The following is a 14131-nucleotide window of genomic DNA, read 5'->3' on the forward strand; positions in this document are numbered from 1 at the left end:
CCGATCCCTACCAGGGTGATGGCTCATAGTCCTTGAGGAAGCAGCCATACAGGTCAATGCCGCGTTCCCCGTCAACGATCGGCTGGTACACCCGGGCTGCGCCATCAATCAGGTCCAAGGGGGCGTGCCAACCGTCGGCGACTTTCCGGACCTTCGCATCATGCGGGCGCTCATCGGTGATCCACCCGGTGTCCACCGCGCTCATGAGGATCCGGTCGGTCTTCAGCATCTCTTCCGCGCTGGTGCGGGTGAGCATGTTCAGCGAGGCCTTGGCCATATTGGTGTGCGGGTGCCCGGCCCCCTTGTAGCGGCGGGAGAACTGGCCTTCCATCGCCGAGACGTTCACGATGTACTTGCGCCGGGCCCCGCTGGCGGCCAAGGCCGGGCGCAGCCGCGAAGCGAGCAGGAACGGGGCGGTGACATTGCACAGCTGCACTTCGAGCATTTCCAGGGCATCAACATCACCCAGGATCTGCGTCCAGGAATTCTCCGTCACCACGTCCGGGATCAAGCCCCCGGCATAGATTGCGGTTCCCGCTGCGATTCGTTCCAGCGATGCGGAGCCGGCCCGCATGGCCAGATCTGCCAGCTGCTGCGCATCGTAGCTTTCCGATGCCGCAGGGGCCAGCAAGGCTGATTCTTCCAGGCGGAAGGCACTGGCCAGGGCCTTGGGGTGCTCGGAGGGCGGGTTCGCTTCGCCCCACAGCTCCGGTCCCCCGTTGCCCGGCAGCAACTGCGCGGCCAGGGGCTGCTGCTCGGATTCGACCAGATGCTGGTAGGAGTTGGCCGTGCGCCGCACGGTCTGCGCGGCGTTGTTGATCAGGATATCGAGCGGACCTTCGGCAGCGACGCGGTCGGCCAGGGAGATGACCTGTGCCGGGTCGCGCAAGTCGATGCCGGCAATGCGCAGCCGGTGCATCCATTCGGCGCTGTCCTCCAGTGCCGCGAAGCGCCGTGCGGCGTCCTTGGGAAAACGCGTGGTGATGGTGGTGTGGGCTCCATCGCGCAGCAGCCGCAGCGCGATGTGCATGCCGATTTTGGCTCGCCCGCCGGTCAGCAAGGCGCGCTTGCCGCTCAGGTCCGCGCGCGCGTCCCTGCGTTCGCGTCCCTGTGCGGCGCAGTCAGGGCAGAGATAATGGTGGAAGGCATCCACGGTGGTGTAGCGCTGCTTGCAGATGTAGCAGCCACGCGGCTTGCGGAATTCCCCGGCGCTTGCGCTTCCGGTTGAACTGCTCAGGTCCAGGCCGAGGGTTTCGTCATCCAGCCGTTGCGGCGAGCCGGTGGCGGTGCGCTCGATCACGGCCCTGTCCGCGGCACTGATCTCGGCACGCTTTTGGGACTTGCGGTAGCGCTTGGCCGCCTTGAACATGTTGCTGGTGGCCCTGCGCACGGCAATGTGCCGTTCATCCTCGGGATCCAGCTGGTGCACCACCGACAGGACCTTCAAAGCGGCGGATAGTTCTGCTTCGGTAAACAGTTCGGTTTCTGGTGCCTGCAAAGGCAGCGGCGTAGGTTCAGTCATCTCCCCACCAATTTTACGCGGTGGGCAGCGCCCTATTTTCCCTTGGCGAGATCGGCGAGCGTGGCAATGAGCAGGCGGCGCTCGACGAGCTTGATGCGCTCATGCAGCGATTCCTCGGTGTCGTGCTCTTCAATCGGCACGGCTTCCTGGCGCAGGATCGGACCGGTATCAACCCCGGCATCGGCAATGTGCACGGTGCAGCCGGTGACTTTCACGCCGTAGGCCAGCGCATCGCGCACGCCGTGGGCGCCGGGGAAGGACGGCAGCAGCGCAGGGTGGGTGTTGATGTAGGTGCCGTCGAAGGCGTTGATGAATTCCTCGCCGACGATGCGCATGAAACCGGAGGAGACAACATAGTCCGGGGCGTAGGACAAGCACTTTCCGGTGAGCGCATGGTTCCATTCGCCGCGATCCGCGTAGTCCTTGAAGTTCACGACGAACGTTTCGATTCCGGCTTCAGCCGAACGCTGCACGCCGTAGGTGCCGTGCTTATCCGCTCCCACGGCCGCAATCTCGACATTGTCCAGCTGGCCGTCGGCCACTGCGTCGATGACTGCCTGGAGATTAGAACCGGTACCTGAAACCAAAACCACAATGCGCATGAATTCAATTCTACGGTTCGCCGGGTCCGGCGCTTCATCCCGGACGCAATGTTGCATGGCGTTTCGATCCGCAGGCCTTTTCCCGGCACCGTTGCCGCGCCGGCCCTAGACTGGCCGTAAGAGCGCCATTCGAAGTGGAGAAGTTGATGAGCCAGATAGTTCCCGACGGCAAGGACTGGACCGTTGTCCTGGAGGCGGTGTGCGCGCAGTGCGCCGTCGATGTGCGCGGCATCTCGCCCGGCGATGCCATGACCCAGCTTCCGGTGTGCGTGGACCGCTATATCGAGGTGCTCGCGCGCCCCGATGCCCAGACCCGCACGAACCCTGCCCGCTGGAGCGACCAGGAGTACGTGGCCCACGTCGCCGAAATGCTGCAGGTGATGAGCGGGCGCCTGGACCTGATGCTTGAGCACGATGACCCGACGTTCCCCAACTGGGACCAGGACCGGGCCGCCGATGAGGGAAACTACAATTCGCTGCCTGCAGGGCAGGTCGCCGAGCTGTTGCGAGAAAGCGCCGCCCGCTACGCCGCGAAGCTGTCGAGCATCGACCCGGCGCAGTATTCCCGCCGCGGCCTGCGCTCGAACGGTGCCGCGTTTACCATTGAAACGCTGAATCAGTATGCCTGGCATGACGTCATGCATCATCTGTGGGATCTGGCTCCGCAGACCAGCTAGGCGCGCCCGACACAAACGAAGGGGCCAAATGGCAGGTGCACTGCCCTTTGGCTAGACTTCTTGGCGTACGCGCGAAAACAGTTCTACATAAGGAGCCAGGCAGTCATGCCCAAGGCATATTTCGGGAAAATTTCTGCACTGGCTTTCACCGGGCTGCTGTCCTTGACCGCGTGTTCTGCCGGGATTCCGCAGACCGGTGAATCCGCTGCTCCAGTCCCATCGGCTGAAGAATACATGCCGCTTCTGGTGCAAACGCAGGATGATGATGACAAGCTTCCCGAAGGCTTTGAGGATACCGAGTCCTACGACGCGGAAACCCGCCACCTGCTGGCCACCTCGGACTTCGGCAGGCACTACGTTGCCGTAGGCAGCGAAGGCCAGCTGTGCATGATCGCCGTTCCCAAGCCTGTGAAAGAAGATGGCGATTACGAGATCGCCGGGACCACCTGCCCGACGATGGATTATGTGGTCCAGAACGGTATTCCGCTCAAGGTCGATGGCGGTGAAAACAGCTTCAAGACCGTCACTTACCTGATGCCGGCTGGCATCAGCGACGTGACGGTGGAGAACTCCATCTCCGAGCTTCGCGCCAAGCATCCCGAACTTGAAGCCGAGGATATCCAGGTAGTTGCCGAGAATGATTCGGTGCTGCTGGTGATGGAGGAGTCGACTGCCAGTGCGCTGGGGACGATCACCATCAACCGCCCCGATGGCGATCCGCTGGTCCTGGCCAGCCTGACCTAGGCCAACAGCGGCAAGCCTCTAGCCTTCGAGTACCGGGTCGGTCTCGAACAGCGGGGCAATCAAGTAGCCGATCGCGGTGCCCACACCGATTTGCAGTGCCAAGGCACCTGCGGTCGCCCACATGTTCGGGCCGATCTCAACCAGTCGCCCAATGGCCAGGGAGCCGGATGACAGCCAGGAACCGATCAGGCTCAGCAGCCCGCAGACAATGCCGGTGAAGACCGCCAAGGACGCGGTCGATGCCGCCAGCGACAGGGCATTGAACGGAATGCGACGGGCAAACCAGTCTTCGAGGTGGTTCTCGCCAACGCGCAAGAAGTACCAGCCGGCCACGATGCCCGCGGCCACGGGAATCAGCAGGAACAGCCATTGATGGGCCATCTCTCCTGAAGGAAGGGAAGCCAGCATCGGAATCGACGGCAGCGGACCCACCGTGGTTTCCAAGGTGGACAGGGTGCTGCCGGTACCGATGCTGAAACCGCCACCGCTGATCCAGGACAAGACCCAGAACACTGCGTTCGGGATGAAGGACAACTGCACCGTGGTCAGCGCGGCCGAGCCGATCGGGCCGGGGCGCAGCTCCTGCGACACGTTGGCGACGTCGGTCCAGTGCACGCCCAGGTTGATGGCCAGCAGCAATCCGGAGATTCCCACGGCAGCGACATAGCCGAGGAACCCGGCCACGATCACATGCCATACGTAGGATCCGGCCCAGCGGCGATGCGGTGAGATCCGCTGGATATAGGCGGCCGTATCGACACCGAAAAGGCGAGCCCAGGAGCCTGCTTCGCGCCGCGCGCCAATGATCAGGCCCACGAGCGCGATGATCAGCGGAATGAAGGTCGCCGCGATGATATTGACCCGCGCATGCGCGTTATTGGCGAGGAACCCGATACCGGTACCGATGGCCCCGTAGGCCACGAAGGCGCCGAGCAGCCCTTGCCAGAGCTGGTCGGTGTAGGAAGCGCGAGCGATGCGCCGTCCTGCACGCAAGCAGAACAAGAACGGCAACAGCGATAGTCCCAACGGGATCAGCGTGACCCATCCGGTCACTGAACTGGGGTCAGCTTCGGGGCCGAGATTCAGGATCTCCACCGGCACGCCGTGGATAAGCAGCCAAATGAGGCCGCCGAACTGCAAGATGGCCTCAAACGAGTCTTCGAGGAAGCCTCCGCTGAAATAGACGGCGACCAGCGGCAGGGTGATCAGGGCAAGGCAAAAGACCACGGATTGCAGTATCTCGAAGACCCCCTGCAACGCCAGGGGCATTGGCCAGCCGTTGCGCAGGCGCAACATCACTGCCTTCATGGGTTTCTTTTCGCGGCTCATCATCTTCAATGTTGCCATCATTGGCGCCGACCGGCCTCGATCGACGCGCAATGATGACCTGAAGGGTTGCCTAGAACACTGGGCTAATAGCTGTCCGGAGCAGCGCTTTGGGCCTCGGAATTGAAGCTTGCAGCCAGTGCTTCGGTGGCACGCGCCAGCAGTGCCACGTCGGCACCCACGCCGACGTAATCCGCGCCGGCGGCCATGTATTCGCGGGCGCTCTTCTGGTCGAAGGCGTTGACCCCGGCATACTTGCCTGCGGCCTTGGCGGCATTGATGGACTTGATCACCGCAGCGACCACGTCCGGGTGGCTCTGCTGGCCGATGACGCCCATGGAGGCGGCCAGGTCCGATGGACCGATGAAAATCCCGTCAACACCTTCGGTGGCAACGATTTCCTCGACGTTCCGCACCGCTTCATCCGCTTCGATTTGAACCATGATGGTGATGGTCTCATCAGCGCGGGTCAGGTACTCGGGGATGCGGTTCCAGCGAGCCGAGCGGGCCAGGGCGGAACCGACACCGCGTACGCCCTTGGGCGGGTACTGGCAGGAGGCGACGGCAGCGGCGGCTTGCTGGGCATCATTGACCATCGGGATGATCAGCGACTGCACGCCCAGGTCCAGGAACTGCTTGATCACCACCGGATCGTTGACCGCAGGGCGGACCACTGGAACGACCGGGTAGCTGCGCACGGCCTGCAGCTGGGCCAAAATGTTCTGCAGGTCGTTGGGCGAATGCTCGCCATCGATGAACAACCAATCGAACCCTGCACCTGCGCAGATTTCAGCGATCAGCGGGGAAGCTGAACAGACCCAGATGCCTGCCAACGAGTGGTCGGCGTCCTTGAGCGCATCCTTCAGCGACGGATCCGCTTCTACTCGAAATGACATGTCACAGTTCCTAGCGGTCCGTAATCGGCAAAGACGGTATCCCCTGCATTGACCCACATCGGGCGGGTGAAGGATCCGGCCAGGATGATTTCCCCGGCCTTGAGCTTGTCGCCGTGCGGGGCAATCTTGTTGGCGAGCCAGTACACGCCAGCGGCAGGGTGGTTCAGCACACCGGCTGCGACACCGGTTTCTTCGACGGTCTGGTTCTTGAACAAGATCCCGGAGACCCAACGCAAATCGATGTTCTCCGGCTTGACCGGGTTGCCGCCGATCACCATGGCACCCATGGCGGCGTTGTCGCTGATGGTATCCACAATGGTGCGGCCTTCCATCTCCACGCGGGCATCGAGGATTTCCAAAGCGGGGATGACGTATTCGGTAGCTTCGAGCACATCGAAAATGTTCGCCCTCGGGCCTTCGATGTCCTTCTTGAGCTTGAAGGCCAGCTCCATCTCCACGCGGGCACCGGTGAAGTCTTCCCACTTCAGCTTCGCGCCGGAGTCGTAGACCATGTCATCGAAGATGATTCCGTAGTCAGGCTCGGTGATTCCGGTAGCCATCTGCATGGCGCGGGAGGTCAGCCCGATCTTGCGGCCGACCAGCACGCGGCCAGCGGCTTCGGAGCGCTGGCGCCACAGGTTCTGGACCCGGTAGGAATCTTCTACCGTCATTTCTGGATAGCGTGCGGTCAGACGCGGCACGGGAGTCCGTGTCTCGCCGGCCTGGACCAGCTCATCGGCAATGGCCGTGATTGTTTCCTCGGATAGCATCGACGGCTACACCTTTCACTACTGTTCAAACCTCTTGGGGCTGCCGCCATCTCGAAGAGATGACTTAGCTCACGGTTCTTGATCGTACCGAGGTTCGAGATTGAAGGCACATCGTACTAACATTCTGCTCGACTTTTCGTGGTCCTTCGGGCTCCTTTTCGCAAAAGATTTGGCCCACCGCCATGCGCCCCGGTGCGGGTGCATGGCCGTGGGCGCAACCTGGCGGAACGGCCGACTCAGGATCCGGATTTGAGGTTTGCCAGCAACGCTTCGAAGGGCAGTGAGGAGAGTTCATCATCGGGGTCGGCGAATTCGCTGACCGAGGGAGCGATGGAACGGGTATCCCCCAAATCCGCATCAGCGGAGAATTCCCCTTCGTTCAGGGTCAGCGCCAGGACGACTTCTCGCGCAACCCGGCGAGCGCGATCTGCCAGTGTGCCGGTCACCCCCTGTCCCCCGAAGTCTTCCGAAGCCGCGAAAACCGTTGTCGGCATGATGTGCGCCCTGAGGTAGGAGAAGATCGGACGCATGGCGTAGTCAACCGCGAGCTGGTGCCGCTGGGTTCCCGCGGTGGCAGCGAGCACGACCGGTTTGCCGTTGAGCGATTTAGGGTCCAGGATATCGAGGAAGGACTTGAAGAGGCCTGAGACCGAGGCCGTGAAGACCGGGGTGACGGCAACGAGCACGTCGGCATTCACCACTGCGTCGATAACTTTTTGCAGGCCCGGGGCGGCGAAACCGGTCAGCATATTATTAGTGATTTCACCAGCATGCTCACGCAGTTCGATATTGCTCACGTCGGCTTGCACGCCGGCGGCAGCTAGCTGCGCGGCAATATTCTCTCCGATTTGCTGGCCCAGCAGCGAGGAGCTCGATGGGGTTCCCAGCCCACCGCTGATGACGACTACTGACTTGCTCACTGTTCTTGCCTTTCACTATTTATATGCGTATGCATGTATCAACAGCGGGGGCGCCGGACGTATTCCCGGCATCGGCAGATCTTTTCGCCTCGTCGGCTCAATTCGGTTTTTCACTATTGTGACGGTCGCAATCTTATTGATAATATCTGCATATGAGCACTCCGAAGCCACAGACCGAGAATCAGCGCGCGATTGAAGATGGCGTCCGCACTGACTTCAAAAACACGATGTCCTACGGCGGCTACCTTGATCTGGAACGCATCCTGTCAGCGCAGCATCCGGTCAGCGTTCCCGAGCACCACGATGAAATGCTCTTCATCATCCAGCACCAGACCAGCGAACTGTGGCTCAAGCTCATGCTCCATGAACTCCTCGAAGCACGCCGCCTGCTGGGCCTCGATGACTTCGGCAAGGCCCTGAAATGCCTTGCCCGTGTAAAGCACATCCAGAAGACCCTGACCGAGCAGTGGTCGGTCCTGGCGACCTTGACGCCGCGCGAATATGCACAGTTCCGCGACTTCCTCGGCTCCTCCTCCGGTTTCCAGTCCTTCCAGTACCGCGCCGTGGAGTTCATTCTGGGCAACAAGCATGAAGGCATGCTCAAGGTCCACGAGGCAGATCCAAAGGCCCACGAGCTACTGTCCAAACTGCTTCACGAGCCAGGTCTCTACGATGTGTTCCTGGCCGCCTTATCCCGCCACGGTTACGACATTCCCGAAGAAGTGCTTGCACGGGACGTCACCAAGCCTTGGGCATTCCAGGAGGCACTGGTGCCAATATTCAAGGATATCTACGAGTCCGAGGACACCCGCTGGGGCTTCTACCAAGCCTGCGAGGACCTGGTAGACGTCGAGGACAACTTCCAGGCATGGCGCTTCCGCCACATGCGCGTTGTCCAGCGCACCATCGGATTCAAGCGCGGCACCGGTGGCTCCTCGGGCGTTGACTTCCTCAAACGCGCCCTGGACCTGACCTTTTTCCCAGAGCTGTTCGCGGTGCGTACCGAAATTGGCAAGTAGCACCTCCCTCACGGCTCTGAGCCTCGATGACTTCGAGGCGAGATGCGGAAGCGCCACCTCGATTATCCGCACGATTACCGGCCTTTATATACGGCATGAGAAAACTCCGGTGGCGCGCACCAGAATAGTGGAACTGGCACATGCTGCCGGAGTTTCGGTCCCTGCGGCGCAAACCGCCATCTCCCGACTGATTGACCGGGAAGTGCTGGAAGCAGCGCAATCTTCCACCTTGCGCGTTTCGAGCGCGGCGCAACAGATGTTCGAACGTGGCACCAGAAGAATATTCACCCCGCGCCAAATGTCAGGCAGCGATCCCTGGTGCCTGGTGGCCTACTCGCTGCCGGAGACCTTGCGCTCCCTGCGCCACCAGGTACGCAAGCATTTCGTGCAGCTTGGCGGCGGCACGCTCGGCTCCGGATTATGGATTTTCCCCGAGTACCTGCGAGAGGAAGTATCGGCGGTGCTCAATGCCCTGGGAGCCAGGGAACACGCGACGCTTTTTACCGCCCAGCAACCATACTTCCCCGGAACACCGCAGCAGGCTGCCGGGCAGTGGTGGGATCTTGAGCGCCTGGGCACGTTGCATCGAGCGTTCCTGGAGAGCACCGCTTCCCTGGATTCCAGCGACATTGCTCCGCCCAGTGCTTATCGGGGGTATGTCACGATGGTCGATTCATGGCGTGCTCTGCCCTACCTTGACCCCGGCTTGCCGGAGTTCATGCTGCCCGCCCACTGGCCTGGCGATGAGAGCAGGGAACGTTTCTTGGCACTGTCCACCGCATTCCAGGAATCGGCCTTGCTCTTCGCACGCTCGCTTCTGGCTTCCTAGTTCCAGACTGGTTCATCTTCTCCATACGGAGCAGGCGGACCAGGGTAGTCCAGCCCCTGGCCTGCCATGCTGAAGGGCGGCGGGACATACTCAAGGGTGCCGAAAGTACTTTCCACCCGCTTCAGCCGCACGCCACCGTCGAATTGAGCGGGGCGTTGCGGGGCGTCGAAGGCGAACAGCGCATGAGCGGTCCGAGCCAAGGAGAATCGCACCGACCCGGTACGCCCTTGGACACTGCGCGCCCGAACCAAAGCGATGACGGCAGCAGCGAGCCCGTAGCCAGTGGCGTGGTCCAAAGCCTGCACCGGCAATGCGCCCGGTGATTGCCCGTTACCACGGTAAGCCTCCGAGATGCCGGTGGCAGCTTGCACGATACTGTCGAACCCGCGCCGTTGGGCCCAGGGTCCTTCGAAGCCCCACGCACCTAATTCAGCAACAACGAGCTGCGGGTACCGCTGGGCTAATTCATCCCCGCCAAGCCCTGCCTTGGCCAAAGCCCCGGGGCGATAGCCCAAGAGGACGGCATCAGCATCCTGCAGCAGTTCGTGGATCCGCGCCTGCCCTGCTGCGTTTTTCAAATCCAGCAGCGTGCTGCGCTTGCCGAATCCGGTATCAACATATTGCCAAGGCAATTCGGGGAGCAGCGGTCCGTCCACGCGCAAGACCTGGGCGCCAAGTGCTGCCAACGCCCTGGTTGCGGTGGGGCCAGCGATGACCCGTGTGAGGTCCAGAACCTTCAACCCTCGAAGGGGCATTGCTGCACGCGGGTCAAATTTCCAGACCGGAGCCGAACCTGTTGGGCGCATGCGGAATTGAGCCCAGTGCCCGCTGCCGGCCGCTTGGCCCTCTGCCGAGCTGAGCCACTGTTGACGGGATCGCACCTGCGCGGCTATTCCACCAGCGGCAATAATGCGTTCTTGGGCATCGTGGGCACAAAGGCTTGCCACTGCGTCGGCGATGTCAATCCCCGAAGATGTTCCCAATGCAGAGTGGAGCGAGCGTTCATGGTGAGGGTAATTCGCGTGGGTTCTGATCCAGCCGTCGGCCGTTCGGTAGAATCCCGAATATCGAGCAAAACCTTGTGGTTTCTGCCCCGCGATGCGCAAGTGGGCAGAGGACGCGAAGGCAGCTGCGATATCCGGCGTCGCCGTGGCGAGCCATGGTGAGGCAGCGGCAAGATCATTAAGGGCGGAACATACCAAGCCAACGGATCGAGCTGCGAGCTTCTCCGCGTTCAACGGACCAGCCCACCAAACCGCGGGCCCAGTAACAGGGCAATCACCTGCCGTCTCGAGCAATCGGTGTGCGGTAAACCCCGAACCCAGGATATGGCCCTCGGCCACGCGTTCATCTTCGGAATGCAGCATGAACCTCAGCCTATACGCGGAAAATCACCACTTCGATCCAGGCAGTCGGTAAACGGAAAACCCGCGTCGCGTAAAAATACACGACGCGGGTTATCTGAAGCTCTGCGGAATTAGTTGGCTGGAACGTTCAGGGTCTGCCCGACCATGATCAGGTCTGGGTTGCTCAGCTGGTCGTCATTCAAGACGAACAGGCCACGCCAGTCCTTGACGCCAAGCTGGTCGGCAACCTTAGCCAAGGTGTCGCCGGACTTGACGGTGTAGTCCTTGCCCGAATCGGTCACGTCAATGTTGAACACTGGTGCCTTTGGAGCTGGAGCTGCGTGCTTTGGAGCTGCCTGCTGCTTAGGAGCCTGCTTCTGGACCGGAGCTGCCTGCTGCTTAGGAGCGGCCTGCTGCTTAGGAGCGGCCTGCTGCTTAGGAGCGGCCTGCTGCTTAGGAGCGGCCTGCTGCTTTGGTGCTGCCTGCTGCTGAGGAGCCTGCTTCTGCGGAGTCGCGGAACCCGAAGGGGAACCGCTAATGCCCAGCTTTGCGGTACATGCTGGCCATGCGCCCCAACCCTGGGATGCCTGGACCTTGGTTGCAACGCGAATCTGCTCGGCCTTCGAAGCCTGGTGAGGCATGCCCGAACCGCCAAACGCCTTCCAAGTGGACAGCGAGAACTGCAGGCCACCGTAGTAGCCATTGCCGGTGTTGATGGACCAGTTGCCACCGGACTCGCACTGAGCCAGCTTGTCCCAGGTGCCTGCGGCATTAGCTGGTGCGGAAGCTGCAACGATTGCGGTGCCGGCAACTGCAACGGCGGCCAGCGAGGCTCCACCGCGGCGGATCAAGTTCTTGGTCTTCTGCTGGATCATGATTCTCCAGTTGCTCTTCCCGCGCTCAGGTCTTCCTAGACCATCCTCGTGCACCACTCAGCGTCGCATTTCGACTTTGATTAAATACTGCCCTGGTGAGTGGTTTGGAAGTCCCGGCAGTACCTGTTTCCCCATAACACTGCGAGTGTTATCGAAACGTTATGAATGACCATAACGCACCAACCCACCACCCTCGCAACTCAGGAAACGGTCAGAAACCCCGTAAATACAGGTCAATTGGCCAGAAAGAAATTTTGAATCGGTCGGAAAATCACCATGATCCCCATATCAAGCAACGAAAATGTTACTTTCCAAAAGTGGAGATTATTCAGCTCGCTGTGATATAGCTTGCAATACATTTCTGGGCCGTGCCCAGCTCCCTTCAAGGTTGCATTCCGCCTTCGCCAAAGCTGGAATAGCTGCGTCCTAAACCCAAGGCGTCGGGCAATCCGAAGGGGCAATTTTTCTCCGGCAGACGGCCTTTTCCTCGCTACCACCTGCAAGGCCTCCCGGGCGATGGACACACCGCGACGTTCAAGCGACAGGACAGCTGAATTGCCCTGAGGTAATTTGTTTCAAGAAGCCAGCGCTGTAGGTTTGATTTCATCAGTCAGACAGGGGAACTCAATGCCAGTACGAGGCAGCACAAGCAAAGACCGATTCATGGAATCCTTGACCTGCTACCCCCGGGCCCTGCGGGAATTCTTTCGCAACGATGGACTAGACGTTGCAGCTTCCCTGTCCTATTTCATGGTTCTTGCCATGTTCCCCGGATTACTGGCATTGATCTCGCTCCTGTCTTTGGCCGGTGCCAGCGAAAGCGGCACCAAATGGATTATGGAGCTGCTAGAGCAGAGCCTCGCCCCGAACGGACAATCTGCAAGTAGCGACTCCCAGCAATTGCTCGACACGGCCGAACAGTTGCTCGCTGGCTTGGCATCCCAAGCTAGCGGAACGTTCTGGGCAATCCTGGCCGGTTCACTCGGCGCGCTGTGGAGTACATCTGGATATGTCACGGCATTCAGCCGCGCGTTGAACCGGCTGTATGGGGCACCGGAAGGCCGCCCCCAGTGGAAACGCCGTCCTCAGATGTTCCTGATTACCGTGCTGATCATGCTGGTTGCCGTCGTGACCCTGGTGCTGCTGCTCGCTTCTGGCTCCGTCGCCCGCGGAATCGGCAATATTATTGGCATGGGCGACAGCTTTGTGCTCGTGCTGAATATCGCCAAGCCGCCATTGATGCTCATTATGCTGCTCCTGGTTCTAGCCTTGCTTTACTACTTCACCCCCAACGTCAAGCCAACGAAATTCCGCTGGTTCTCGCCCGGCACACTGACAGCTCTGGTGATCCTGGGACTGTCGGTATTCGGTTTCAGTATTTATGTTTCGCAGTTCGCCAGCTACTCCGCCACCTACGGAACCATTGGCGGCGTGATCATCTTGATTCTTGCTTGCTGGATCAGCAACATCGCTTTGCTCCTCGGAGCCTTGGTGGATATCGAATTCATCCGCCTCCGCCAGCTTCGCACGGGCATGCCTGCCATAGATGACGTACTTCTTCCACTGCGTGATGACACTTTGGTAGCCAAGCAGGAATTGGCAACATACAAGGATCTCGTCCAGGCCCAGGAAATCCGTATCAAGCACGGTGGCGACCCGCTGCAAGATATGGAGAGGGATCCATCCACGAAGCCTAAGCGCAAGACGAAATTGCTCCCCATGGGGCTGGTTGCCGTGGCGGCCTGGACCGCTAGCCGCATGAAAACCAAACGCGATCTGCGCAGGGGCTCAGAATAGTCCCGACAAGCTCTGCAGTGCCCACCACAGGCCGCCGGAACCCAGAACAAGAATCACCACAACCCACAATGAGGCGAAGGTCCGGGTAGCCTCGGCGATCAGGTACGCATCGGACTGGGCAATATCGTGGCGTCTCCAAACATGTACCGAAAGAAGCTTGACGAAGTCTTTTAGGCCAGCCAGCAGCAAGAACCCGGCGATAAGCAAAGCCAGGTACAGGTACGCTTCGACCGGCGCAAAGAAGACTACTGCCAATGCCACGAGTGCACTAATAGTGCACACAATAAAGGCCGGCCAATTTCGGACAAAGATCAGCGCCAGCAGGAACAGCAACGCGTAGATGCCGAGCGCCCGCCCGGAATAGCCCGTGGATATGCCCCACAGCATCAAAGCTGAAACCCATATCGGTGCGGGGTACCCGAAAATCCCGGAGATGATGACAGAAATCTTGCCCCGTCCAATGCTCCGCACTTCTCCGGAATGATCCCAGCCCAGCCGCAAGCCAGCCACGTATCTGCCCGTGAATAAAGCCGCGATGATATGGCCGAGCTCATGAATCAGCGTGGAGTACAAGCCGGTGATCCGCCAGACCGGACGAGGGACCACCAATAGCAGGATCAAGAACGCAACGATCAGCCACTGCCACTGGTTCAGGGCCACGTTCACCGGCTGCGAGAGCCGCTCCCAGGCCTGGGCAATATCTAGATTCATTCCTGCTCCTCATCGGCGTTCGGTATTACTCATTCTTGCAAGCCCCACCGGCCACAAAGTGACCGGCGAGTGCATTTCCCGACTTTCTGGGAAACAT

General features: G+C 60.5%; 14 protein-coding genes. 5 read left to right on the forward strand and 9 right to left on the reverse strand.

The features are described from left to right. Nucleotides 1-7: 7 nt before the first annotated feature. Together ACIOTL_RS15925 and purN are read right to left on the reverse strand one after the other, a co-directional pair. On the reverse strand, nucleotides 8-1522 hold the full coding sequence (locus ACIOTL_RS15925) for an SDR family NAD(P)-dependent oxidoreductase (RefSeq protein ID WP_400343593.1): 1515 nt from the start codon (nucleotides 1520-1522) through the stop codon (nucleotides 8-10). A gap of 32 nt (nucleotides 1523-1554) precedes the next feature. Further along, complete coding sequence (gene purN / locus ACIOTL_RS15930) at nucleotides 1555-2124, reverse strand: phosphoribosylglycinamide formyltransferase (RefSeq protein ID WP_133833195.1); 570 nt, start codon at nucleotides 2122-2124, stop codon at nucleotides 1555-1557. Between the two features lie 146 nt (nucleotides 2125-2270). Here purN and ACIOTL_RS15935 point away from each other — a divergent pair, with 146 nt between their 5' ends. Both ACIOTL_RS15935 and ACIOTL_RS15940 read left to right on the forward strand, forming a co-directional pair. After that, nucleotides 2271-2801 (forward strand): DinB family protein, encoded by a 531-nt coding sequence (locus ACIOTL_RS15935; protein WP_400343596.1) that lies wholly within the window; start codon nucleotides 2271-2273, stop codon nucleotides 2799-2801. A gap of 105 nt (nucleotides 2802-2906) precedes the next feature. Further along, nucleotides 2907-3545: a hypothetical protein gene (locus tag ACIOTL_RS15940; protein ID WP_400343598.1), complete on the forward strand. Its 639-nt coding sequence runs from the start codon at nucleotides 2907-2909 to the stop codon at nucleotides 3543-3545. 18 nt (nucleotides 3546-3563) lie between these two features. On the opposite strand, the gene ACIOTL_RS15945 is transcribed toward ACIOTL_RS15940, so the two are convergent. From ACIOTL_RS15945 to ACIOTL_RS15960, 4 genes are all read right to left on the reverse strand, one after another. Next, nucleotides 3564-4895, reverse strand: coding sequence for a DUF6350 family protein (locus ACIOTL_RS15945; protein WP_286172070.1), 1332 nt, complete (start codon nucleotides 4893-4895; stop codon nucleotides 3564-3566). Nucleotides 4896-4957: 62 nt separating this feature from the next. Further along, nucleotides 4958-5767 (reverse strand): aldolase/citrate lyase family protein, encoded by an 810-nt coding sequence (locus tag ACIOTL_RS15950; protein WP_105657358.1) that lies wholly within the window; start codon nucleotides 5765-5767, stop codon nucleotides 4958-4960. Next, complete coding sequence (gene hpaH, locus ACIOTL_RS15955) at nucleotides 5752-6537, reverse strand: 2-oxo-hept-4-ene-1,7-dioate hydratase (RefSeq protein WP_105657357.1); 786 nt, start codon at nucleotides 6535-6537, stop codon at nucleotides 5752-5754. Before hpaH ends, ACIOTL_RS15950 begins: the two co-directional genes overlap by 16 nt. Nucleotides 6538-6773: 236 nt before the next feature. Then, nucleotides 6774-7457 (reverse strand): CE1759 family FMN reductase, encoded by a 684-nt coding sequence (locus ACIOTL_RS15960; RefSeq protein ID WP_400343602.1) that lies wholly within the window; start codon nucleotides 7455-7457, stop codon nucleotides 6774-6776. 152 nt (nucleotides 7458-7609) lie between these two features. Here ACIOTL_RS15960 and kynA point away from each other — a divergent pair, with 152 nt between their 5' ends. Next, complete coding sequence (gene kynA / locus ACIOTL_RS15965; RefSeq protein ID WP_400343604.1) at nucleotides 7610-8476, forward strand: tryptophan 2,3-dioxygenase; 867 nt, start codon at nucleotides 7610-7612, stop codon at nucleotides 8474-8476. Between the two features lie 109 nt (nucleotides 8477-8585). Continuing rightward, nucleotides 8586-9305 (forward strand): PaaX family transcriptional regulator C-terminal domain-containing protein, encoded by a 720-nt coding sequence (locus ACIOTL_RS15970; protein ID WP_400343605.1) that lies wholly within the window; start codon nucleotides 8586-8588, stop codon nucleotides 9303-9305. Here ACIOTL_RS15970 and ACIOTL_RS15975 read toward each other — a convergent pair. Both ACIOTL_RS15975 and ACIOTL_RS15980 read right to left on the reverse strand, forming a co-directional pair. Further along, nucleotides 9302-10186 (reverse strand): CoA transferase, encoded by an 885-nt coding sequence (locus ACIOTL_RS15975; RefSeq protein ID WP_400343606.1) that lies wholly within the window; start codon nucleotides 10184-10186, stop codon nucleotides 9302-9304. The two genes, ACIOTL_RS15970 and ACIOTL_RS15975, sit on opposite strands and share 4 nt — an antisense overlap. A 596-nt stretch (nucleotides 10187-10782) precedes the next feature. Beyond that, nucleotides 10783-11526 carry a transglycosylase family protein gene (locus ACIOTL_RS15980; RefSeq protein WP_105661631.1) on the reverse strand — a complete coding sequence of 248 codons (744 nt, stop codon included), beginning with the start codon at nucleotides 11524-11526 and terminating at the stop codon, nucleotides 10783-10785. A gap of 663 nt (nucleotides 11527-12189) precedes the next feature. Here ACIOTL_RS15980 and ACIOTL_RS15985 point away from each other — a divergent pair. Beyond that, nucleotides 12190-13323, forward strand: a complete 1134-nt coding sequence (locus tag ACIOTL_RS15985; RefSeq protein WP_166650682.1) for a YihY/virulence factor BrkB family protein — start codon at nucleotides 12190-12192, stop codon at nucleotides 13321-13323. Here the strand turns inward: ACIOTL_RS15985 and ACIOTL_RS15990 are convergent. Continuing rightward, complete coding sequence (locus ACIOTL_RS15990) at nucleotides 13315-14034, reverse strand: M50 family metallopeptidase (RefSeq protein WP_105657350.1); 720 nt, start codon at nucleotides 14032-14034, stop codon at nucleotides 13315-13317. The two genes, ACIOTL_RS15985 and ACIOTL_RS15990, sit on opposite strands and share 9 nt — an antisense overlap. Nucleotides 14035-14131 lie beyond the last annotated feature (97 nt).

This window comes from Glutamicibacter sp. NPDC087673 (assembly GCF_044743255.1).
Taxonomy (GTDB): domain Bacteria; phylum Actinomycetota; class Actinomycetes; order Actinomycetales; family Micrococcaceae; genus Glutamicibacter.

Excerpts from the sequence above, each read along its gene's own strand:
- purN (WP_133833195.1), bottom strand. The coding sequence starts at position 2,124 with ATGCGCATTGTGGTTTTGGTTTCAGGTACCGGTTCTAATCTCCAGGCA.
- ACIOTL_RS15925 (WP_400343593.1), bottom strand. The coding sequence starts at position 1,522 with ATGACTGAACCTACGCCGCTGCCTTTGCAGGCACCAGAAACCGAACTG.
- ACIOTL_RS15935 (WP_400343596.1), top strand. The coding sequence starts at position 2,271 with ATGAGCCAGATAGTTCCCGACGGCAAGGACTGGACCGTTGTCCTGGAG.
- ACIOTL_RS15950 (WP_105657358.1), bottom strand. The coding sequence starts at position 5,767 with ATGTCATTTCGAGTAGAAGCGGATCCGTCGCTGAAGGATGCGCTCAAG.
- ACIOTL_RS15980 (WP_105661631.1), bottom strand. The coding sequence starts at position 11,526 with ATGATCCAGCAGAAGACCAAGAACTTGATCCGCCGCGGTGGAGCCTCG.
- kynA (WP_400343604.1), top strand. The coding sequence starts at position 7,610 with ATGAGCACTCCGAAGCCACAGACCGAGAATCAGCGCGCGATTGAAGAT.
- ACIOTL_RS15985 (WP_166650682.1), top strand. The coding sequence starts at position 12,190 with ATGGAATCCTTGACCTGCTACCCCCGGGCCCTGCGGGAATTCTTTCGC.
- ACIOTL_RS15940 (WP_400343598.1), top strand. The coding sequence starts at position 2,907 with ATGCCCAAGGCATATTTCGGGAAAATTTCTGCACTGGCTTTCACCGGG.
- ACIOTL_RS15990 (WP_105657350.1), bottom strand. The coding sequence starts at position 14,034 with ATGAATCTAGATATTGCCCAGGCCTGGGAGCGGCTCTCGCAGCCGGTG.
- ACIOTL_RS15945 (WP_286172070.1), bottom strand. The coding sequence starts at position 4,895 with ATGATGGCAACATTGAAGATGATGAGCCGCGAAAAGAAACCCATGAAG.
- hpaH (WP_105657357.1), bottom strand. The coding sequence starts at position 6,537 with ATGCTATCCGAGGAAACAATCACGGCCATTGCCGATGAGCTGGTCCAG.